Below are 20,712 nucleotides of genomic sequence, written 5' to 3'. Positions count from 1 at the left end.
ACCCCCGCGTACGACGAAACGGAACAGCTCAGGTCTTGCTCGCCCCGATGGTCAGGCCGCCCACGAAGTGGCGCTGCAGGACCAGGTAGACGGCCAGCGTCGGGACGCAGGTCATCAAGGCCCCGGCGGCGATGAGGTTGGGATTGGTGAAGTACTCGCCGGACAACCCGGCCAGGGCCGAGGTGACCGGACGCTTGTCCCCGGTCTCCATGAGGATCAGCGACCAGAAGAAGTCGTTGTAGATCCAGATGGATTCCAGCGTGGCCAGCGCGGCGAACGCCGGCCGGCACAGCGGCAGGATGATCTGGAAGTACTGCCGCCACACCGGCGCGCCGTCCACCAGCGCCGCCTCGCTGATCTCCTTCGGGATCGTGCGCATGTAGTTGCTGAGCACGAAGACGCAGAACCCGCACTGGTAGGCGACGTGAATGGTGATGACGCCGAACGCCGAGTCGTAGAAGTACCCTGATCCGCTCAGGAAGCCCGGCAGCGGCAGCTGGAGGTAGAGCTTGTACAGCGGGGTGATGATCACCTGGGCCGGCAGCAGGTTCCCGGCGGTGAACAGCATCAGCAGCGCGATGTTGAACCGGAAGTCGAACCGGGAGACGAAGAACGCCACGGCCGAGGCGAACAGCAGCGTCAGCAGCACCGCCGGGACGGTGATCAGCAGACTGTTCCAGAAGAAGTGCGGCATCCCGGAGGAGTCGAAGGCCGTGCTGAAGTTGTCGAAGCTCAACCCGTGCGGCCAGCTCAGATAGCCGTGTTCGGCGGTGTCGGAGTAGGACCGCAGCGAGGTGAACAGCGCCCACAGCAGCGGGATGAGCCAGCCGATGGAGACGGCGGCCAGGAACACGTGCCGCCCGATCCCGCGCGGCTTGCGGCTGCCGGCCGGCGCCCGGCGCGCCGGGGCCGCCGTCCTCGGCAGGTCGGTCGCGGTGGTGGTGCTCATGCCTGGCGCTCCTTCCGGAAGTTCTGCACGAGGAAGGTGACGATCGCGGCCAGCGACACCACCAGCAGCACGGTGGCCAGCGCCGAGCCGTACCCGGGACGGGGCGACTCGCCGACGGTGTTGTTGGTGATCAGCAGGGACAGCAGCTCCATGCCCTGTTTGCTGCCGTTGTTGCCGGAGAGCACGTAGACCATGTCGAAGGCGCGCAGCGACTCCATCACCGTGATCACGATGATCGTCACGTTGATCGGCTTCATCGCCGGCACGATCACCCGCAGGAAGGTCTGCCGGCCGTTGGCGCCGTCGATCGCGGCGGCCTCGCGCAACGAGGGGTCCACGCTCTTCAGCCCGGCCAGGTACATGATCATCACATAGCCGGTGTGCCGCCAGGCGGAGGCCACCAGCACCGCCCACAGGTTCAGGTGCGGATCGCCGAGCCAGTCGATGTAGTGCTTGCCGCTGGGGTTGTTGGTCCCCAGCGCGCTGTTGAGCAGCCCGTGGTCCGGGTCGTAGATGATCTCCCAGATGAACCCGACGACGGCCGTGGACAGCACCACCGGCGCGAAGATGGCCATCTGGTAGACCCGGCTGAACCGGATCTTGCGATCGAGCTGGTAGGCCAGGAAGATGCCGGCCGGGGTCGGCACCAGCGCGGTGAACACCATCCAGATGATGTTGTGCTCCACGGCCGGCCAGAACGGCGGGTAGTTCGTGAAGATGTTCTTGTAGTTCTGCAGGCCGACCCAGTGGATCGAGGACAACCCGATGCCGTCCCACTGGGTGAAGGAGATCCCCACCGAGGCCAGCGCCGGAAGCCAGACGAAGGCGAGCAGCGCGAGCAGCGGCACCCCGATCAGCACCGCGAGGAACGCCTTGTCCCCGAGCGAGAACACCCGCATGCGCGAGCCGCGCCGTGGTGCCTTGGCCTTGGCGTTCTTGCCGGTCACATCAGCTGTGAGGGCCATGCCACTCCCCTTTCCATCTCAGTCCGCTCGCCGGAGCACCATCAGGACGTGAAGTACTGCGAGCGCTGCGACTCGATCTTCTTCAGCGTCGAGGCGCCGTCGTCCGGCGAGGCGAGCCACTGCGCGAATCCGGGCTCGACCACGGCGGAGATGAAGCCGGGGTCGCTGTCCCGGTCGCCGAACTGGGTGATGTACTTCGCCGAGGCGATCAGCTGCGCCGACTTCTGCTGGAGCGCGTTGTACTTGCCGGCATCAGCCTTCGTACTGGCCCCGACGTTGCTCGGGTCGACGCCGGCGTAAACCGTTTCAGCGGCCGGGGTGCCGATCCACTCGAGCATCTTCTTGGCGGCGTCGGCGTGCTTGGCCTTGGCGCTCAGGACGAACCCGTCGGTGGGCGCCTCGACGGCGTCCTGGCCGTGGGTCGGGTCGATGGCCGGGAAGGGGAAGAAGTCCATGTCGTCGCGCAGCGTCTCGTCGGTGATGGCCTGGCCCATGAACAGGCCGGTGACCGTCATCCCGGACTTCTTGTCGAACACCGACTGCGCCGCGTCCTGCCACTTGCGGCCCGAGGCGCCGGCCTGGTTGAACGCCGCGATCTGCCGCCAGTGGTCCATCACGGCGTTCAGGCGGGGGTCGGACCAGGAGACCTTGCCGCCCATCAGCTGCATGTGGAAGTCGTAGCCGTTGATACGCAGGTTGAGATAGTCGAAGGTGCCCAGGTTCGTCCAGGAGTCGCCGCCGCCGAAGCCGGCCGCCAGCGGGGACAGGCCGTCCTTCTGCATCTGGCCGCACAGCGCGACGAAACTGTCCCAGTCGGCCGCCGGCTGGTAGCCCTTGGCCTGGAACAGGCTCTTTCGGTAGAAGACGCCCCACGGGTAGTTGTAGAGCGGGACGAAGTAGGCCTTGCCATCCAGGCCCAGGCTCAGCTTCTTCGCCGCGTCGGAGAAGTTGGCACCGATGGTGTCCCAGACGTCGTCGATGGGGCGCAGCAGGTTCTTCTGCGCGAAGAACTGCATCCGGTAGCCGGCGAACCAGGTGACCACGTCCTCCGGGGTGCCCTGGAGGTAGGCGGTGATCTGCTGGGCGAAGCTGTTGTGGTCCAGGACGTTGGTGCGGACCTGCATGCCGCTGGCGGTGGTGAACGCGCTGGTGAGGGCACCGTACGCCTTGCGCGGCGTGGGGTCGGAGCCGTCGGAGCCGAACGTCACCTGGTTGCCGGCGCCACCGCCGCTGCCGGAGGAGGCCGAGGCGGTGCTCTTGGCACAGGCGTCGAGGGCGGGGGCGGCCAGCAGCAGGCCCGCGCCGCCTATCGCGCCGCGCAGCAGGCTACGGCGGCCTATGCCGTCTGCGCGACCGGTGGGTGAAGCGCTTGATCCACGGGACATGACGTCCTCCTGAATGAGGGAATGCGGGTACGAGAGGTCACCCGCTCGGCGAGCGGGTCCCCGTGGTGCGTGTGTGATGTGTGGTTTTCGCCCGTGCCGTGCCGGGCCGCCCGTGCCGATACGGCTAGCGGTGAGCCGGTGCGAACAGCGACTGGATGCCGACCGCGGCGGCGCCGCGGGCCCATTCCTCGAAGGGCAGCGGCCTGATAGTGAGCTGGCACCGGGCCGCGGCGCCGAAGGCGTGGGTGGCGTACGCCTCGCGGATCTCGGTCTCGAACAGGTCGTAGGCGTCCAGGCCCTCCCCGGAGACCACGATCCGCTCCGGGCCGATCAGGTTGACCACGGCGGTGATGCCCAGGCCGATCGCGGTGCCCGCCTCGGAGAACAGGGCGCGCACCTCGGCCGAGCCGGACCGGGCGAGCTCGGCGGCCTCAGTGAAGGTGAGGCCGTCGCGCCCGGTCAGCGCCCGGGCCCGGCCGACGATCGCCTCGGTGGCGGCGATCGCCTCCACACAGCCCCGGGCGCCGCAGTGGCAGACCGGTCCCGAGGCGTCGACGCAGATGTGGCCGACCTCGCCGGCCACCCCGTACGCGCCGGAGAGCAGACGGCCGCCGGTGACGATGCCGCAGCCGATGCCGGCGCCCACGGTGACCAGGGTGAAGTCGTCGGTGCCCACGCCGTCGCCGAACCAGTGCTCGGCGACTGTGAGCGCTTTGACATCGTTCTGGACCATCACGGCCAGCCCGGTGGCCTCGCCCACCGGGCCGGCCAGGTCCACGTTCTCCCAGCCGAGCAGCGGGGACAGCCGGACCAGCCCTTCGGCCTGGTCCACGTCGCCGGAGACGGCCAGGCCCATGCGGCGCGTCTTGGCCCGCACCTCCGGATCGGAGTCCAGCAGTTCGCCGGCCAGGACGGTGAGGGTGTCCAGGACGGTCGCCGGCTCGCAGTCCGGCAGCGCGCGGTGCGCCGAGGTCCGGATCCGCGCCTTCAGATCGCAGACCACGCCGATCACCTCGTCGGCGGTGACCTTGACCCCGAGGACGAACTCCCGGTCGGGGGTGATCGCCAGCGGGCTCACCGGACGGCCGGCGCCGGGCGCGGTCCGTTCGGAGTCCAGTTCGTGCAGGTAGCCGTCGTCGAGGAAGGGCCGGGCGGCCTTGGTGACGGCGGCCGAGGAGATGCCGAGCCGCCGGGCCAGATCGACCCGGCTGAGCGGGCCCTCGGTCAGGACCATGGCCAGCACGGCGGTCGCGGCCGGAGTGGCGGCCAGCGGCTGGGGTGATCTGTTCGGAAGCACGGCGGAAACGTAACGCCGATTAATTTCTTTCGTCAAGTATTGATTTCCGGCTCCGGGCCGCCCTACGCTCACAGCCCGCGGCCCCATCGTTGTGATCCATCGCCCTGTCGATGATCACCCTGTCGCTCCGCCCTTCGTTCTGCCTTCGGCCTGCCTGATGAGGTTGACCTGTGCGTGTTCCCCAGCAATCCGTGACCTACGACCCCGCACGCGGCAGCTGGCTGCTGACCACACCCCACACCCGCTACATGATCCGCGAGGATCCCGACGGCAGCCCCCGGCACGTCGCATGGGGCACCCACGAGGCCGTCGAGGCCACCCCGCGGCCCGCGCTCACCAACAGCTTCGACGGCGACGGCGCGGCCGACGAGCTCGGCATCGAGACCGGCGCCCGCTTCGGCCCGGCGGGCCTGCAGGTCCGGTTCGCCGACGGCACCCGCGGCGCGCAGTGGGGCACCGCCGGCCACGAGATCGACGGCGGGCATCTGGTGATCCGGCTGCGCGACCGCCGTTATCCGCTGCGCGCCGAGCTGCACTACCGGGTGCGTCCGGACACCGACGTCATCGAGCGCTGGACCGTCCTGACCAACGACGGCGGCGAACCGGTCACCGTCGGCCGCCTGGACTCCGCGGCCTGGACCCTCCCGCAGCTTCCCGACTACCGGGTGAGCCACCTGGTCGGCACCTGGAACCAGGAGTTCCAGCTGCGCCGGACCCCGGTGCCGGTCGCCGAGACCGTGTTCACCAGCCGCCGCGGACTCACCAGCCACCACGCCAACCCCTGGCTGGCCGTCGACGACGGCACCGCCGGGCAGGAGCACGGCCCGGTCTGGAGCGCGGCGCTGGCCTGGAGCGGCAGCTGGCGGATCGCCCTGCACCGCGACCCCACCGACCGGGTCGCCTTCACCGGCGGGCTCGGCCACGAGGGACTGACCTGGACTCTGGGGCCGGGTCAGAGCCTTGACACCCCGGTCTTCGCCGGGCTGCACACCACCGGCGGGTTCGGCGGCGCCGCCCGGGCCTGGCACGACTACCTGCGCCGGTACGTCATCCCGACGCCGGCCGAGGACCGGCCGGTGATCTACAACTCCTGGGAGGCGACCGGCTTCGCCGTCGACGAGGCCGGACAGCTGCGGCTGGCCGAAGCCGCCGCACAGCTGGGCGTCGAGTTGTTCGTACTCGACGACGGCTGGTTCGGCGGCCGCCGCGACGACACCGCGGGCCTGGGCGACTGGCGGCCCCACCCCGGCGCGTTCCCCCAGGGCCTCGGGCCGCTCGTGGAGAAGGTGCACCAGCTCGGCATGCGGTTCGGCCTCTGGGTCGAACCCGAGATGGTCAACGCCGACAGCGACCTGTTCCGCGAGCACCCCGGCTGGGTGGTGCACACGCCGCACCGCGACGCGACCGAACTGCGCCAGCAGCTGATGCTCGACTACGGCCGGCCCGAGGTCGAACGGTGGGCCCACGACTGGCTGGACCGGCTCGTCCGCGACAACGGCATCGACTTCCTGAAATGGGACGCCAACCGGGCCGTCACCGACGCCGGCCGGCCGGGCGACCCCGACCCCGACCGGCTGTGGATCGACCACACCCGCGCCGTCTACCGCATCATGGACCGCCTGCGCGCCGACCACCCGCACCTGCGCATCGAGGCATGCGCCGGCGGCGGCGGCCGCGCCGACGCCGGCGTCCTGGCCCGCACCGACCAGATCTGGACCTCGGACAACACCGACCCGGTGGACCGCCTGGCCATCCAGAACGGCTTCAGCCAGTTCTTCCCCGCGCAGGTCATGGCCGCCTGGATCACCGACAGCCCGAACATCGCGACCGGCCGCAGCACCCCCCTGCGGTTCCGGTTCCACGTCTCCATGGCCGGCGCCCTCGGCATCGGCGGCAAACTGACCGAGTGGAGCAAGGAGGAGCTGACCGAGGCCGCCGACCTGGTCGCGGTGTACAAACGCATCCGCGGCATCGTGCAACACGGCTCGCTGTACAGGCCTGCGACCGAAGGTCACACGACGGCGGTGCACTACGCATCGGCCGACGGCGATGAGCACGTGCTCATCGCCTGGCGCCCGCAGACCGGAGCCGGGCTACCGCGCCCCACGGTGCGCCTGACGGCGCTCGACGCCGCCGGGGAGTACCACGACGTCGATCGGGGCGTACGCATAAGCGGTGCGACGGCGCGCGCCGGGCTCGGACTCGATCTGCCGGAGGGGGATTACGCCAGTACGGTGATGCATCTGCGGCGGGTGTAGCGGATCGCGAGACGCGGTCTGGGGGCTTATCCGATCTGCTCGGCCATGGCCGACAGATCGGGGTGCACCCGCTCGATGGGCAGCTCAATACCCAGCAACCGCCCATCGGCGTCGAAGTCGAGCACAGCACCGGTGTCATCGTCGACGGTGACCTGCCGCACCGCTGCTCCGGGAGCGGTGGCGTCGTCTATGTAGATGTAGGCCATACCTACCGTGGTATCGAACGTGACGCGCATCTTCGGTCCCTTCCGGGGCTCGGCCCAGCGACGGGGGTCAGGCCTTGGCGCAGATCGCCTGGATCTGAATGTCGTCATGACTGGTCGCGCCCATGTAGGTGGTGTAGGCGGTGTAGTCGCGGGATCCCGCCGCGATCGCGCGGTAGGCCGCGGCAAGCGAGCTGTGGTCCGAGGCGGATTTCTGGAAGTCCGCCTTCAGCGTCTTGTCGCTGGTCTGCGCGGCGGCCCCGGCGCCGGCCGTCACCAGGAGATCCTCCTGCTGTGCCATGGCCTGCTCGGTCGATGCCAGGTCCTGGTCCTTGGAGTACTGCTGGTGGGTCTGTACCGCGTCCTGGCCCTCCCGCACGCCGTTGCTCCACGTGGTGCAGGCCCTGCCGTTCGGATGGGAATCGAACCACCCGCTGATGAAATAGCCGCCGGCGGCGAGACCGATGCCGACCACTACCACGAAGGCGTTGGCCGCGGCCGACATGCGATTCCGTTTTCCGGGCTGTCCCGAATCGGGTGCGGGTTGCGGTGTGGCGACCACCGGCGGCCGGGGCAGACCGCTGCTGGCGGTCAGGGTCACCGATTCCCCGGGCGCCGCCATCCGCTGCCCCGAGCCGATCGGCGGTGTTCCTCCTGGCGCCCCTGACGGTGGCAGGACCGCAGTGGCCCGATCGTCCTGCGCCGGTGGCTGCCGGCCGTCGGCGTCGCCGCCCGCCAGCAGCGCCAGGGCCTGGGCGTGGTCGGGGCGATGCGCGGGGTCCTTCAGAGTCAGCGCCTGGATGAGCGGGGCCAGCGGGCCCGCCTTGACCATCGGCGGAAGCGGTTTGGTCAGCAGGGCGGTGAGAGTGCCGGTCCTGCTGTTCCTGCGCTCGAAGGGTGAGTAGCCTTCCACCGCCTCGAACAGCGTCACCCCGAGGGAGAACAAGTCAGAGGCGGGGCCGCCCGGTTCTCCTTCGGCGCGTTCGGGCGCGAGGTAGGCCATCGTGCCCATCACCGAGCCGGACACGGTCACGGTGACGTCGGAATCGGACTTGGCGATCCCGAAGTCGGTGAGCAGGATCTGGCCGTCGTCGGCGAGCATGATGTTGTGCGGCTTGAGGTCGCGGTGGATCAGCCCGGCCTCGTGCATGGCGCGAAGCGCGTCGAGCATCGCGGCGGCGATGCGACTCACCCGCGACACGTCCAGCGCGGTCGGCGACACGTCTTGGTCTTCGGCCACGCCGACACCGGCCGGATCGCGCAGCACGTGCCGCAGCGATCGCCCCCGGACCAGCTGCATGACGATCCACGGTGCGCCGTCTTCCTCGATCACGTCGTACACCGAGACCACGTGCGGATGGTCGGCGAAGGCCGCAGCGTTGCGGCCCTCGCGCATCGCCAGCTGGAGCCGGATCTCCTGCTGCGCCGGCGGCAACGCCGGCAGCAGCACCTCCTTGACCGCGACCGTCCGGCCGAGCCGGGTGTCCTGAGCCTCCCACACCCGGCCCATGCCGCCGTGGCCGATCTGGGCGATCAAGCGGTACCTGCCACCGACCATGCGACCGGCCGCCGAATCCTCCAAGACCACTGCGCCTCCCCGTTTCAATAGCCTGATGGGACAGCGTACTAATCCGGACGGCCCAACACCGGCCCGCGTCCCGAGTACCCGGTTACCCGACCGGCCGCCTCGACTTGCAGCTCCGGGGGTCCGTGGGAATCTCGGATCATGGCTTCACGTCCCGTCGTCCTCAGCGACCGGCAAGGCTTCAACCGGCGCTGGTTCGCGCCGAAGCTCGAGGCGGTCTACGTCCCGCAGAACGACGCCGAGGCGGTCGCGCAGGTCGGCGAAGCCGTCTCCCGCTACGGCCGCGACGTCAAGGTCGTGTCGGGGCGCCACTGCTACGAGGACTTCATCTACAACGACACGGCCAAGGCCATGGTGGACATGGCCGCGATGAACCGCGTCGGCTGGGACGAGGAACGGGGCGCGTTCTTCGTCGAGGCGGGGGCTGAGAACTGGACCGTCTACCGGACCCTGCTGAACGCCTACAACAAGACGCTTCCGGCGGGGAGCTGCTACTCGGTCGGCGCCGGGGGTCACATCACCGGCGGCGGATACGGGCTCCTGTCGCGGCTGCACGGGCTGACCGTCGACCTGCTCACCGGGGTCGACATCGTGGTGTGGAACGCGGCGTCGGACAGCGCCGAGCTGCACCATGTGGCGGCGACGAGCGTCTCGCCGGACGAGCGTGACCTCTTCTGGGCGCTGCAAGGCGGCGGGGGCGGCAACTTCGGTGTCATCCTGCGCTACTACTTCGACGCGCTGCCCGACGCGCCGGAGTTCGCCTCGCTCTACACGCTGTCCTGGGACTGGTCGTCGTTCGACACGGCGTCGTTCACGAACTTCCTCGCCTCCTACACGGACTTCGTGCAGGTCATACCGGAGACCGATTTCAGCCTGCTGAAGCTCACGCACGTGTCGGCCGGGCAGATCGGCATGACCGTCCAGTCCGTGTCCTCCGAGGGCGCCACCCTGGCGGACCACCGGGCCCAGGTGGAGGAACGGTACGCGCAGGCGCGGGCGCGCTTCGGGGCGATCGTCGAGCCCGCGCCGTTGCGCAGGCCCCTGGGCGGTCATCCGGGGTGGATGACCGCGCTGCCGGGCGATGACGGCGTGCAGCACGTCACGTATCTCGAGGCGTTGCAGACGATGAACGGCTCCGGGCCCAACCAGTTCGGCAAGTACAAGTCCGCGTACATGAACAAGGGCTTCCCGCCGAATCAGGCTGCTGCGATCTACCGCTGGCTGCACACGACCCCGAAGGGCGTCGACGAGGCGGACATGAGCCAGAGCCTGTTGCAGGTCGACAGTTACGGAGGGGCCGTCAACCGCGTGGCCCCCGACGCGACCGCGGTCCCCCAACGCAGCGCGATCATGAAGCTTCAGTATCAGACCTACTGGCTCAACTCCTCGCGCCCCGGCGAGGGGAACCAGCCGCCCTACGACGTCCAGGCCGACGCGCATCTGGGCTGGATCAACGACTTCTACCGAGAGGTCTACGCCGAGTACGGCGGCACCCCCGACCCGGCCAACGACCCGACCGGGACGGTCGACGGCGCGTACTACAACTATCCGGACAACGTCCTCGGCGCCCACTCCAAGGGCGACGCCGACCACGCGCTGTGGCTCTACTTCCTCGACAACTTCCGGCGCAACCGGCGCAACCTCGTCGCCGTGAAGCAGCGCTGGGATCCGACGGACGTCTTCCATCACGAGCAGTCGATCCCGGTGCGGTGAGGCGATCGGTCCGATCCGGCCGATCGGGCCGATCGGGCCGGGATTGGTCCGGACGCGGTACATCCGGGCCCCGCCGAGTCGACACACCCGGGTCGGCTGTGGACGAATGGAGAACATGGACAGACGAATAGAGCACACGGACGATGGAGCGGTATCCCCGAAGACCGGTCTGCCGGAGCGGATCCGGGCGTGCCTGTTCGACCTCGACGGCGTCCTCACCGAGACCGCGAAGGTCCATGCCGCGGCGTGGAAAGAGATGTTCGACGCCTACCTGCGCTCCCGTCCCGGGCCGTTCGTCCCCTTCGATCCGGTGGCGGACTACGACACCTACGTCGACGGCAAGACCAGGGCCGACGGGACCCGCTCCTTCCTGGAGTCGCGGCACATCGAGCTGCCGGAGGGCTCCCCCGACGACAAGCCGGGCGCCGAGACGGTCAACGGCCTGGGCAACGCCAAGAACGAGATCGTCCTGCGCCTGCTCAAGACCGACGGCGTCCACGTCTACCCGGGCTCGGTCCGCTACCTGAAGGCCGTGCGCGACGCCGGGCTGCACCGGGCGGTGGTCTCCTCCAGCGCCAACTGCAAAAACGTCCTGGAGGCCGCCGGCATCGCCGACATGTTCGAGGTCCGCATCGACGGCGTGACGGTCGCCGAGGAACACCTGCCGGGCAAGCCCGCCCCGGACACCTACCTGGCCGCGGCCAAGAAGCTGGGTGTGGAGCCCGATCAGGCCGCGGTGTTCGAGGACGCGCTGGCCGGCGTGCAGGCCGGCCGGGACGGCCACTTCGGGTTCGTGGTGGGCGTGGACCGGATCGGGCAGGCCGAGGAGCTGCGCAAGCACGGCGCCGACACGGTCGTGACCGACCTGGCCGATCTCCTGGGCCGGGCCGACCAGGGCGACCGGGCCGACCAGGGCGACCGGTCCGACCAGGGCGACCGGTCCGACCAGGGCGGCAAAGGCGACCAGGCATGATCAGCCACTCGTTCTACGCGGTCGAGCCGTGGAGCCTGCGCGAGACCGAGTTCGACCCCGACGTCCTGGGCCAGAGCGAATCGGTCTTCGCCCTGGGCAACGGCCACATCGGCTGGCGCGGCAACCTCGACGAGGGCGAGCCGCACGGCCTGCCCGGCTCGTACCTCAACGGGGTCTACGAGTCGCACCCGCTGCCCTACGCCGAGGCCGGATACGGCGACCCGGAGGCCGGCCAGACCGTCATCAACGTCACCAACGGCAAGGTGATCCGCCTGCTGGTCGACGACGCGCCGTTCGACCTGCGGTACGGACGTGTCCTGGAGCACGAGCGCGTGCTGGACTTCCGCGCCGGCCTGCTGGAGCGCCGGGTCGCCTGGGAGTCCCCGGGCGGCAAGAAGGTGAAGGTGCGCTCGAAGCGGCTGGTGTCGCTGACCCAACGCGCGATCGCGGCGATCAGCTACGAGATCGAAGCCGTCGAACACGAGATGTGGGTGGTGGTCCAGTCCGAACTCGTCGCCAACGAGACGCTTCCGCACTTCACCGGCGATCCCCGGACCGCGGCCGTCCTGGAGGCGCCGCTGGTGCCGGAGGAGCACAGCAGCCGTCCGGCCGGGGCGGTGCTGGTGCACCGGACCGCGGTGAGCGGGCTGCGGCTCGCCGCCGCCATGGGCCATGAGGTGCAGGCGCCGCCGTCGCTGAACGAGACCGTGGAGTGCTTCGAAGACCTGGCTCGATACACCGTGACGGCCGTGCTGAAGCCGGGAGAGCGTCTACGGCTGGTCAAGTACGTGGCCTACGGCTGGTCCCAGGCACGGTCCGAGCCCGCGGTACGGGCCCAGGTGGAGGGTGCGCTGGCCGCCGCGGCACGGACCGGCTGGGACGGCCTGGTCGAGGAGCAGCGGTCCTACCTGGACGACTTCTGGGCCCGCGCCGACGTCGAGGTCGAGGGCGACGCCGAGATCCAGCAGGCGGTGCGGTTCGGGCTGTTCCACCTGCTGCAGGCCGGCGCCCGGGCCCAGGGCAGGTCCATCCCGGCCAAGGGGCTGACCGGCACCGGATACGACGGCCACACCTTCTGGGACACCGAGACCTTCGTCCTCCCGGTGCTGACATACACCGTTCCCGGAGCCGCCGCCGACGCCTTGCGCTGGCGCCGCGACACGTTGCCGATGGCCAAGGAGCGAGCCAGCCAACTCGGCCTGAAAGGCGCCGCCTTCCCATGGCGCACCATCGCCGGCGCCGAGTGCTCGGGATACTGGCCGGCCAGCACCGCGGCCTTCCATGTCAACGCCGACATCGCCGACGCGGTGACCCGCTACATCGCGGCCACCGGCGACGAGGAGTTCGAGAAGACCATCGGGCTGGACCTGCTCATCGAGACGGCCCGGCTGTGGCGCTCGCTGGGCCACCATGACGCCCAAGGCCGGTTCCGCATCGACGGGGTCACCGGGCCCGACGAGTACAGCGCGATCGCGGACAACAACGTCTATACGAACCTGATGGCGCAGCACAATCTGCTCTCGGCCGCCGAGCTGGCCGAGCGCCACTCCGACCTGGCGCAGGAAGCCGGCGTCGACGCCGAGGAGGCGGCCTCCTGGCGGGACGCGGCCGCAGCGACCTTCATCCCCTACGACGACCTGCTCGGCGTCCACCCCCAGGCCGAAGGCTTCACCTCGCACGAGATCTGGGACTTCGCCGACACCGCACCGGACCAGTACCCGCTGCTGCTGCACTTCCCCTACTTCGACCTCTACCGCAAGCAGGTCATCAAGCAGGCCGACCTGGTGCTGGCCATGTACCTGCGCTCCGAGGCCTTCACCGACGAGCAGAAGGCCCGCAACTTCGCGTACTACGAAGCGCTCACCGTCCGGGACTCCTCGCTGTCGGCCTGCATCCAGGCGGTGATGGCCGCCGAGGTCGGGCACGTGCAACTGGCCGGGGACTACCTGGCCGAGGCCGCCCTCATGGACCTGGACGACCTGGAGCACAACACCCGCGACGGCCTGCACGTCGCCTCACTGGCCGGAACCTGGATCGCTCTGGTCGCGGGCCTGGCCGGAATGCGCGAGCGCGAGGACACGCTCGCGTTCCGGCCGCGCCTGCCCTCGGGCATCACGCGGCTGGCCGTCAACCTCGCACTGCACGGCAGCAGACTGCGCGTGGAGATCACCGCGGACACCGTCACCTACCGGCTGCTGGAAGGCCCGTCCCTGAAGATCCTGCACCACGACTCCCCCATCACCCTCGCCGAGGACACCCCGGTCACCCGGCCGATCGCCAGGATTCCCCCCGTCGCCCCGCTGCACCAGCCGCAGGGGCGCGAGCCGCGTCGGCGGGAGTCGCAGTCCATGGCCGGGGGCGGACCGGTCGGGGAGGCGGACCGGCCCAGTGCGCGGCGGTCGCCGGCCTAGGCGGAGGCGGAGGCGGCTGCCTGTGGCAGGTTCTCAGGCAGCCTGAGGCAGGCTTTCTCAGGCAGCCGGAGGCAGGCTCAGGGCTCAAGCCACTCCGCCGCCGGCCCCACCGCCGCGGCGAGCACGGCGCTGTTGGGCAGCAGCACCGGCCCGGCGACGGTCGACACCGTCACGTAGGTCAGCGTCATCCCGGACACGCGGCCCACGATGGGGCCGCCGAGGGCTCCGGAGCGGATGCGCAGCTCGTCACCGACCGAGAACGGCTTGGTGAACAGGATCGTGATCCCCGCGAAGACGTTCGCCAGCACCTGCTGCGCCGCGATGCCCAGGATCACCCCGGTCAGGACCCCGCCCAGCAGCAGGTGCCCCACCGGCACCCGCAACAGGCTCAGGCCGCCCAGGACCACCATGACGTAGCCGCACAGCAGGCACAGGATGCGGAAGGTGCTCGCCCGGGCGTCGCTGAGCCGGCCCGGGACGTGCACGAGCCCCAGGATGTCGTTCGTCGCACAGCGCACCGCGATCACCGCGCTGGCCAGGAACACCAGGGCGCCCACGGCCGCCAGCACATGGTGCAGGACGTGATGCTGGCCCGCGCCGAGCAGGCCGCCGTAGTGGTAGGAGACGACCAGCGCCACCAGGGCGATCGCGGTGGCGAAGGCCCCCCGGCGCAGCAGCACCTGCCGCACGCTCCGGCTCGCCCGCGTGCGCAGGTCCGGCACGTCGGCGTGGGGCGCGGCGGGCAGGAGCAGTTCTCGCTCCGTACCGCTCCCCGTACTCACACTCCCGTCATGCATTCCGCTCTCCCAAGGTCGTCGCCGGCCAAACGCGCCGATTATCCGTGATCCTTCATGATCAAACCAGCGAACCCGGGAAAGTGATCAGGATCGCGCTGCCTGCTCTGCCTGCTCCCCCGCCTCCCGCACCGCCGGCGGCGCCACCGCCAGCGCCGCGTTGACCGCCGCGCGCACCTGCTCGGCGACGGCCTCGGGGCTGGACGCGTCGAGCTTGCCGTCCAGGTGCAGGAACGCCAGCCCGTGCACCAGCGCCCACACCGCGGTCGAGAGCGGGTCGGGGTCGGCGTCGGGGAAGACGGTCCCGACGATCTCGTGCAGGAACGCCGACAGCGCCGCGGTCGCGGCGGTCCGCTCCTCGTTATCGGGGTCGCACGGCTCGGCGAACATGACGCGGAACATGGCCGGGCGCTCCAGTGCGAAGCGGACGTAGGCGATGGCCAGCTCGATCAGGTCCTGGGGCGTCGCCGGGGCCGGGTTCGCGGCGGCCAGCTGCTCGGCGAGTTCGCGGTAGCCCTCGGCGGCGACCGCGGAGACCAGCTGCTCGCGCACCGCGAAGTGCCGGTACGGCGCCGTCGCGGACACCCCGGCGCGGCGGGCCACCGCACGCAGCGACAGCGCGGCGCTGCCGTCCTCCTCCAGCAGCTCCCGCGCGGCCCGCACGCAGGCGGCGCGCAGGTCGCCGTGGTGGTAGGGGACGCCGTCGTGTGACACGGGACACCTCTTCTATGTTTGCAGTGCTCACATTGCTCCGCCTAATGTGAGCGGTGCACACATCATAGTCGACCGCGAAGAAGCGACACCGGGTCACCCATCGCATGGCCACAGACCTGGACGCCGTGGCCCAGAAGCTCGGAGTCCGCTGGCAGACCGCGCTGCCGGCGTCTGGCCGACCACGCTGCCGACGTGGTGCCCGCGCGGTCGCGGCGAAGGCGCCGGAAGCTGGAGACGGCAGTCTGGACCGTCGTGCTCCCACCGGGGCAGGAAACGGAGGAAAGACATGACCAAAGTCCTCATGGTGGTGACCGCCGCCGATCGCTGGACGCTCCGGGACGACGAGGTCCACCCCTCGGGCTACTGGGGCGAGGAGCTGGCGATGCCGCACAAGATCTTCACCGAGGCCGGGTGGGACATCACGATCGCCACCCCCGGCGGGACGGTCCCGACGCTGGACAAGCTGTCCATGGCCTTCACTGCCGGCTGGCCGGGCACGCTGCGCGAGGTCGCCAAGTATCTGGAGGGCATCAAGGCGCAGCTGGACCGGCCCGAGGTGCTGGCGCACATGGATCCGGACGAGTTCGACCTCGTGTTCTACCCCGGCGGCCACGGCCCGATGGAGGACCTGGCGGTCGACCCGGTGTCCGGCGCGCTGCTCACCAGGGCGCTGCATTCCGGCACGCCGCTGGCCCTGCTTTGCCACGGGCCCGCCGCGACGTTCGCGGCGGAGAACGCGGACGGCTCGTGGCCGTTCGCCGGCTACCGGATGACGGCGCTGTCGAACTTCGAGGAGAAGCTCAACAGCTTCGGGCGCAGGGCCAAGTGGCTGCTGGAGGACCGGCTGTGCGCGGACGGTGCCCGCTATGAGAAGGGGCGCATCCCGTTGCGGCCGTTCACGGTGGTCGATCGCAACCTCTACACCGGCCAGAACCCAGCGTCCGCAACGCATCTTGCCCGGCGATTGGTCGCCGACCTCGGCAGCGTCGACGGAACCGGCAACCGCAACCGCAACCGCAACATCAACGGAATGGAGCAGTCATGAAGGCAGTAGTCATCAAGGAGTTCGGCGGCCCCGAGAACCTGACCTGGACCGAGGTCGAGGCGCCGCAGCCGGCCGCCGGCGAGGTCGTCGTCGACGTGGCGGCCGCCGCCCTGAACCGCGCGGACATCATGCAGCGCTGGGGTCTGTACCCGCTGCCGCCGGGGGCCTCGCCGTACCCGGGCCTGGAGGTCTCCGGCCGCATCAGCGCCGTCGGCGAGGGGGTGACCGGCTGGCAGGTGGGCCAGGAGGTGTGCGCCCTGCTCACCGGCGGCGGTTACGCGCAGCAGGTCGCGGTACCGGCCGGACAGCTGCTCACCGTGCCCGAGGGCGTCAGCCTGACCGATGCCGCGGCACTGCCCGAGGCGACGGCCACGGTCTGGTCCAACCTGGTCCTGGCCGCCGGGCTCAAGGCCGGGGAGACCCTGCTCGTGCACGGCGGCGGCGGAGGCATCGGCACCATGGCCATCCAGATCGCCAAGGCTTTGGGCGCCCGCGTCGTCACCACGGTCGGCGGCCCCGAGAAGGCGGCGCTGGCGAAGCGGCTGGGCGCCGACGAGACGATCGACTACCGCACGCAGGACTTCGCCGACCACGGCCCGTACGACGTCATCCTCGACGTCATCGGCGGCAAGTACCTCGACCGCAACATCCGCTCCCTGGCCCCGGACGGGCGCCTGGTCGTCATCGGCCTGCAGGACGGCCTGGAGGCGCCGCTGAACCTCGCCGAGCTGGTCTTCAAACGGCTGTCCGTCATCGGCACCACCCTGCGCACCCGGTCCAAGGCTCAGAAGGCGGAGATCGTCGCCGCCGTGCAGCAGCACGTCTGGCCGATGATCGAGAGCGGCGCCGTGAAGCTGGTCGTCGACCGGACGCTGCCCATGTCCCAGGCCGCCGAGGGACACCGGCTGATGGAGGCCGGCGGGCATTCCGGAAAGATCATTCTGGTCGACGACTAGAACACCGGGCCTCAACTCCTCGCGCGCGGCAGCAGCTCGGCGCCGCTCGAGAAAATCTCCGCAGAACGACCTGATCGCCCGGTTGACCACCTCAGGCTTCTCCCACGGCATGAAGCACCCGGCACCCGGCACCCGGCACCCGGCACCCAGAACGGCCCGACCGCCAGCGGGAAGGCCGGACACCGGGCGGGTGCCCTTCACCACTTCGTAGTCTGCGAAGGAGGCACGCAGGCGGTCGGCGTCGGCGTAGGGCTCGGTGAGCAGGGCGATGTCGGCCTCGCTGCACGCGGATGCGGCGCGACGTGGCTGTCGGCGCCCGTTGGCTGTCAGCGTCCCTTGGCTGTCAGCGTCCCTGGCGGGCCAGCGTCTCCGGCCGCGTGTCGTCGCCGTGCCAGGTGGGCCAGCCGAGCAGGCGCGGGCGTTCGGTGACCCAGGCCCGGGTGTCCGGGCCGATGTCGGCGTCGATGAGGCTCTCCATCTTGGCCCGGTACTGCTCGAGCAGGGCGCGGTGGGCCGGGTCGGCGGCGAGGTCGTGCGTTTCGCCGGGGTCCTGCTGCAGCGGGGAGAAGTAGCGGCCGAAGGTGTAGCGCTCGTCGGTGTAGCCGCGCAGGAAGCCGTGCTTGGTCCAGTCAGGACGCAGATCGCCGACGGCGACGCGCGCCGGCGCCTCGGTGTCGGCGAACTCGAACCAGAACGAGGCGTCCAGCGTCGTGATCGACTCCACCGCGTTCAGGACCCCCTCGCGGACCGGCCGGCCGTGGAGCACGGGCATCAGCGGCCACGTCGGGGTGGGCGATGATGTGCGGGACGTGGAAGTTCTCGTCGTAGATCAGGTTGCCCTTCTGCCGCAGGCCGTGGGCGCCGGCCATCTCGCCGTGGTCGGAGGTGAAGACCACGACGGTGCGGTCGGCGTGGCCGGAGGCTTCCAGGGCGTCCAGGACGAACTCGACGCTGCGATCCACGTCGCGGATCGCATTGAGGTAGAAGGCCGTCGTACCAGTGCTGGCCGTCGGCGACCGGCCCGAAGACGGTGAAGCCAGCGCACGGCCTGCCCGGCGATCACCGGATCGAGCTTCAGGCCGGCCCACGCGCCGCCGTCGATGTCGCCCCAGTCGTTGAACTCGCTGAACCCGTAGGGCTCCAGCGCGTCGGTGGTGGGTCCGGGGTTCTCCGCGGTGACGTAGCAGTTCGCGGCTGTACGGCATGTTGTCGTTGTCGTTGTCGTAGATCTCGGTGATCGGCAGGTGCTGTCCGGTGTAGATGACCGACCGCGCCGAGCTGCACTGCGCCGAGGCCGTGTAGTAGCGCTCGAAGGTGGTCCCCCTGGCGGCGATCCGCTCGCGCGCGGGCAGGGAGACCGGCCCCGGCCGGCGCTGGTCGACCCGGCAGTTCAGCCAGTCCGACTCGCCCGCGCAGTCAGAGCCGGATGAGCACCCATGGCAGCCAGACCCGCGACGATCGACACCGATTCGGCCCCGGCCAGATGCGACGCCCCGACCAGCACCACGTCGGCGCCGCCGCGAGCGCTGGCGATCAGGCTGGCGCGGCCGGCCGGACCGCATTCGGCCACCTTCAGCACGCCGGCCGGGACCAGCGACAGCAGCTCGTCCATGTCGGTCCCGGCCGAGGCCGGGTCGGGGCCGGCAGTCGGCCGCAGCAGGACGGCCTTGGCCTGCGCCCGCAGGGCACGCACCAGGTCAGCGGTGCCGCACACCTCGACGATCGCGGCCATCCCGATCGACTCGGCGCGCTCCAGCAGCGAGTACAGTGCCGGGTCCGACAGCGTCGCGGTGGGCAGCACGACCATGTCGGCGCCGCAGGCGCGGGCGCGCCAGAGCCGGTAGCTGGTGTCGGCCGGTTCCAGGGACAGCAGTGGGGCGTGGATACGGGCACTGATTTGGGCCACCGTGTCGGGGGCCGGGCCGGATGCCGGGGTGCGCATGGCGATCCCGCGTGCTCCGGCGTCGACGTACCGGTCGCCGAGGTCGGCGGCTGCGGGGTGGGCCTGGTCGAGCTCGGCGATCAGGGTCACGTGCTCGTCGCGGAGCCGGCCCAGCTGGCCGCGTGCGGCGGGTCGCGACAGGGCGAGCTCCTTGATCTCCTCCAGCGCGGAGAAGTCGGCCTCAGCCGTGGACTGACGCGGCACCATGGGCTGCAAACGCCTACCCCCTGAGAATCGTCCTGTGGGTCGGCGTGCCCGCCGAATATCTCGGGATCTGCCCGGCCGGCTCTTACGTTAACCGCCACTAGACACTGATACGCAAATCGATGGAGCCCCAACGCGTAGATGCGGCCCGGGTGAGAAGATTCCGCTGGTATCTGCACAGCACACCCGGGAGTCTCCATGGCTGACCAACTTCTGTTCTCCTACGGCACCCTCAGGCTGCCGCGGGTCCAGACGGCCAGATTCGGACACGAACTGTCCGGGCAGCCCGACGCGCTCGTCGGCTTCCGGCTGGCGACGGTGGCGATCACCGACGCGTCCGTGATCGCCGACAGCGGCAGCGAACTGCACCCGGTGGCCGTACCGAGCACCGACCCGGGCGACGCGGTCGAGGGCACGGTGTTCATCCTGAGCCCGGAGGACCTCGCCGCCGCCGACGCCTACGAGGTCGACTACCGGCGCGTACCGGTCGAGCTGCGCTCGGGGGCGAAGGCCTGGGTGTACGTCGACACCGCGACCGCCGAGGGGTTCCGCGTCCGGCGGCTGCTGGAGGCGCAAACCAACGCCGTCAAGCTGTTCGACACGGTCGTCGAGCGGGGCCTGATCGCCGCCGGGCAGTCCGAGCGGGCGATCAGCGACCGGATCAGGGACCTGGCCGACGACCTGTTCGGCACCACCCGCCACTGGCACAAGCGCATCATCCGCTCCGGCCCGAACACCCTGCTGCCCTACAGCGACAACCCGCCGGACCGGATCCTGCAAGGCGACGACATCGCCTTCGCCGACTTCGGCCCGATCTTCGCCGAATTCGAAGCCGACCTGGGCCGCACCTACGTCCTGGGCGACGACCCGGTCAAGCTGCGGCTGGCCGCCGACCTGCCGGTCATCTTCGACGCCGGCCGCCGCTTCTTCGCCGAGCACCCGGCGATCACCGGTGCGCAGCTGCACGCCGAGATCGACCGGCTGGCCCGCGAAGCCGGCTGGGAGCTGGGCGGCACCGGGTTCGCCGGGCACCTGGTCGGCGAGTTCCCGCACGAGATCATGGACGCCGAGCGCATCCACTCCTACATCGCCCCGGGCAACACCACCCCGATGCGGGGCACGGACCGCGCCGGCCACATCTGCCACTGGATCCTGGAGATCCACCTGGTCGACCCGGCCGGTGGCTTCGGCGGCTTCTACGAGCAGCTGCTGGACATCGGCTGAGGCGTATTCAGGCGTATTCAGGCGTATTCATCTGAGGCGTACTCATCTCTTAACGCTTTGAGGTGTTGCCCGCAGAGCTCCTATGATCTCCGGC

17 protein-coding genes and 2 pseudogenes are annotated in these 20,712 nt (G+C 70.2%); 8 read left to right on the top strand and 11 right to left on the bottom strand.

The annotated features are described in order from the left end of the window. Nucleotides 1-28: 28 nt before the first annotated feature. The 4 genes from ABH926_RS33780 to ABH926_RS33765 form a co-directional block, all read right to left on the bottom strand. On the bottom strand, nt 29-949 hold the full coding sequence (locus ABH926_RS33780) for a carbohydrate ABC transporter permease (protein ID WP_370370003.1): 921 nt from the start codon (nt 947-949) through the stop codon (nt 29-31). After that, nucleotides 946-1,914 carry a carbohydrate ABC transporter permease gene (locus tag ABH926_RS33775; protein WP_370370002.1) on the bottom strand — a complete coding sequence of 323 codons (969 nt, stop codon included), beginning with the start codon at nt 1,912-1,914 and terminating at the stop codon, nt 946-948. Before ABH926_RS33775 ends, ABH926_RS33780 begins: the two co-directional genes overlap by 4 nt. 41 nt (nt 1,915-1,955) lie before the next feature. Further along, entirely contained in the window at nt 1,956-3,299 is a 1,344-nt protein-coding gene (locus ABH926_RS33770) for an ABC transporter substrate-binding protein (RefSeq protein ID WP_370370001.1), read from the bottom strand. A gap of 124 nt (nt 3,300-3,423) precedes the next feature. Then, on the bottom strand, nt 3,424-4,596 hold the full coding sequence (locus tag ABH926_RS33765) for an ROK family protein (RefSeq protein WP_370370000.1): 1,173 nt from the start codon (nt 4,594-4,596) through the stop codon (nt 3,424-3,426). Between the two features lie 170 nt (nt 4,597-4,766). On the opposite strand from ABH926_RS33765, the gene ABH926_RS33760 reads away from it, so the two are divergent. After that, nucleotides 4,767-6,854, top strand: a complete 2,088-nt coding sequence (locus tag ABH926_RS33760) for an alpha-galactosidase (protein ID WP_370369999.1) — start codon at nt 4,767-4,769, stop codon at nt 6,852-6,854. Between the two features lie 26 nt (nt 6,855-6,880). On the opposite strand, the gene ABH926_RS33755 is transcribed toward ABH926_RS33760, so the two are convergent. Both ABH926_RS33755 and ABH926_RS33750 read right to left on the bottom strand, forming a co-directional pair. After that, entirely contained in the window at nt 6,881-7,090 is a 210-nt protein-coding gene (locus ABH926_RS33755; protein ID WP_370369998.1) for a DUF2283 domain-containing protein, read from the bottom strand. Nucleotides 7,091-7,127: 37 nt separating this feature from the next. After that, entirely contained in the window at nt 7,128-8,594 is a 1,467-nt protein-coding gene (locus ABH926_RS33750) for a serine/threonine-protein kinase (protein ID WP_370369997.1), read from the bottom strand. Between the two features lie 189 nt (nt 8,595-8,783). Between ABH926_RS33750 and ABH926_RS33745 the strand changes: the two genes are divergently transcribed. From ABH926_RS33745 to ABH926_RS33735, 3 genes are all read left to right on the top strand, one after another. Further along, entirely contained in the window at nt 8,784-10,355 is a 1,572-nt protein-coding gene (locus ABH926_RS33745) for an FAD-binding protein (RefSeq protein ID WP_370369996.1), read from the top strand. Nucleotides 10,356-10,470: 115 nt separating this feature from the next. After that, nucleotides 10,471-11,328, top strand: coding sequence for an HAD family hydrolase (locus tag ABH926_RS33740; RefSeq protein WP_370369995.1), 858 nt, complete (start codon nt 10,471-10,473; stop codon nt 11,326-11,328). Beyond that, nucleotides 11,325-13,739: a glycoside hydrolase family 65 protein gene (locus tag ABH926_RS33735; protein ID WP_370369994.1), complete on the top strand. Its 2,415-nt coding sequence runs from the start codon at nt 11,325-11,327 to the stop codon at nt 13,737-13,739. The genes ABH926_RS33740 and ABH926_RS33735 overlap by 4 nt, the downstream gene beginning before the upstream one ends. A gap of 77 nt (nt 13,740-13,816) precedes the next feature. Here ABH926_RS33735 and ABH926_RS33730 read toward each other — a convergent pair whose 3' ends face one another. Together ABH926_RS33730 and ABH926_RS33725 are read right to left on the bottom strand one after the other, a co-directional pair. Next, on the bottom strand, nt 13,817-14,536 hold the full coding sequence (locus tag ABH926_RS33730; protein WP_370369993.1) for a mechanosensitive ion channel domain-containing protein: 720 nt from the start codon (nt 14,534-14,536) through the stop codon (nt 13,817-13,819). Nucleotides 14,537-14,620: 84 nt separating this feature from the next. Further along, nucleotides 14,621-15,247 (bottom strand): TetR/AcrR family transcriptional regulator, encoded by a 627-nt coding sequence (locus tag ABH926_RS33725; protein ID WP_370369992.1) that lies wholly within the window; start codon nt 15,245-15,247, stop codon nt 14,621-14,623. A 286-nt stretch (nt 15,248-15,533) separates the two neighbouring features. On the opposite strand from ABH926_RS33725, the gene ABH926_RS33720 reads away from it, so the two are divergent. Both ABH926_RS33720 and ABH926_RS33715 read left to right on the top strand, forming a co-directional pair. Further along, nucleotides 15,534-16,292 (top strand): type 1 glutamine amidotransferase domain-containing protein, encoded by a 759-nt coding sequence (locus tag ABH926_RS33720; protein ID WP_370369991.1) that lies wholly within the window; start codon nt 15,534-15,536, stop codon nt 16,290-16,292. Then, entirely contained in the window at nt 16,289-17,248 is a 960-nt protein-coding gene (locus ABH926_RS33715; RefSeq protein ID WP_370369990.1) for an NAD(P)H-quinone oxidoreductase, read from the top strand. The genes ABH926_RS33720 and ABH926_RS33715 overlap by 4 nt, the downstream gene beginning before the upstream one ends. 343 nt (nt 17,249-17,591) lie before the next feature. On the opposite strand, the gene ABH926_RS33710 is transcribed toward ABH926_RS33715, so the two are convergent. From ABH926_RS33710 to ABH926_RS33700, 3 genes and pseudogenes are all read right to left on the bottom strand, one after another. Next, nucleotides 17,592-18,020: a hypothetical protein gene (locus ABH926_RS33710; RefSeq protein WP_370370155.1), complete on the bottom strand. Its 429-nt coding sequence runs from the start codon at nt 18,018-18,020 to the stop codon at nt 17,592-17,594. A gap of 58 nt (nt 18,021-18,078) precedes the next feature. Further along, nucleotides 18,079-18,453: pseudogene (locus ABH926_RS33705) on the bottom strand (sulfatase-like hydrolase/transferase); the annotation flags it as partial. 185 nt (nt 18,454-18,638) lie between these two features. After that, a complete protein-coding gene (locus tag ABH926_RS33700; protein WP_370369989.1) occupies nt 18,639-19,397 on the bottom strand; it encodes a hypothetical protein in 759 nt (252 codons plus the stop codon). 195 nt (nt 19,398-19,592) lie between these two features. Here ABH926_RS33700 and ABH926_RS33695 point away from each other — a divergent pair. Together ABH926_RS33695 and ABH926_RS33690 are read left to right on the top strand one after the other, a co-directional pair. Then, nucleotides 19,593-19,910, top strand: a pseudogene (locus ABH926_RS33695) (gamma-glutamylcyclotransferase family protein); the annotation flags it as partial. Continuing rightward, a complete protein-coding gene (locus tag ABH926_RS33690; protein WP_370370147.1) occupies nt 19,911-20,618 on the top strand; it encodes a M24 family metallopeptidase in 708 nt (235 codons plus the stop codon). The last annotated feature ends 94 nt before the right edge of the window (nt 20,619-20,712 follow it).

It is taken from the genome of Catenulispora sp. GP43 (genome assembly GCF_041260665.1).
In the GTDB taxonomy this organism is placed as follows: Bacteria; Actinomycetota; Actinomycetes; order Streptomycetales; family Catenulisporaceae; genus Catenulispora.
The sequence above is the reverse complement of the archived record's forward strand: the minus strand, read 5'-3'. Positions and strand labels throughout refer to the sequence as shown.

Coding starts and splice junctions, on each gene's coding strand:
- ABH926_RS33775 (WP_370370002.1), bottom strand. CDS start 1,914: ATGGCCCTCACAGCTGATGTGACCGGCAAGAACGCCAAGGCCAAGGCA.
- ABH926_RS33710 (WP_370370155.1), bottom strand. CDS start 18,020: ATGCCCGTGCTCCACGGCCGGCCGGTCCGCGAGGGGGTCCTGAACGCG.
- ABH926_RS33770 (WP_370370001.1), bottom strand. CDS start 3,299: ATGTCCCGTGGATCAAGCGCTTCACCCACCGGTCGCGCAGACGGCATA.
- ABH926_RS33720 (WP_370369991.1), top strand. CDS start 15,534: ATGACCAAAGTCCTCATGGTGGTGACCGCCGCCGATCGCTGGACGCTC.
- ABH926_RS33730 (WP_370369993.1), bottom strand. CDS start 14,536: ATGCATGACGGGAGTGTGAGTACGGGGAGCGGTACGGAGCGAGAACTG.
- ABH926_RS33755 (WP_370369998.1), bottom strand. CDS start 7,090: ATGCGCGTCACGTTCGATACCACGGTAGGTATGGCCTACATCTACATA.
- ABH926_RS33700 (WP_370369989.1), bottom strand. CDS start 19,397: ATGGTGCCGCGTCAGTCCACGGCTGAGGCCGACTTCTCCGCGCTGGAG.
- ABH926_RS33740 (WP_370369995.1), top strand. CDS start 10,471: ATGGACAGACGAATAGAGCACACGGACGATGGAGCGGTATCCCCGAAG.
- ABH926_RS33780 (WP_370370003.1), bottom strand. CDS start 949: ATGAGCACCACCACCGCGACCGACCTGCCGAGGACGGCGGCCCCGGCG.
- ABH926_RS33735 (WP_370369994.1), top strand. CDS start 11,325: ATGATCAGCCACTCGTTCTACGCGGTCGAGCCGTGGAGCCTGCGCGAG.
- ABH926_RS33715 (WP_370369990.1), top strand. CDS start 16,289: ATGAAGGCAGTAGTCATCAAGGAGTTCGGCGGCCCCGAGAACCTGACC.
- ABH926_RS33745 (WP_370369996.1), top strand. CDS start 8,784: ATGGCTTCACGTCCCGTCGTCCTCAGCGACCGGCAAGGCTTCAACCGG.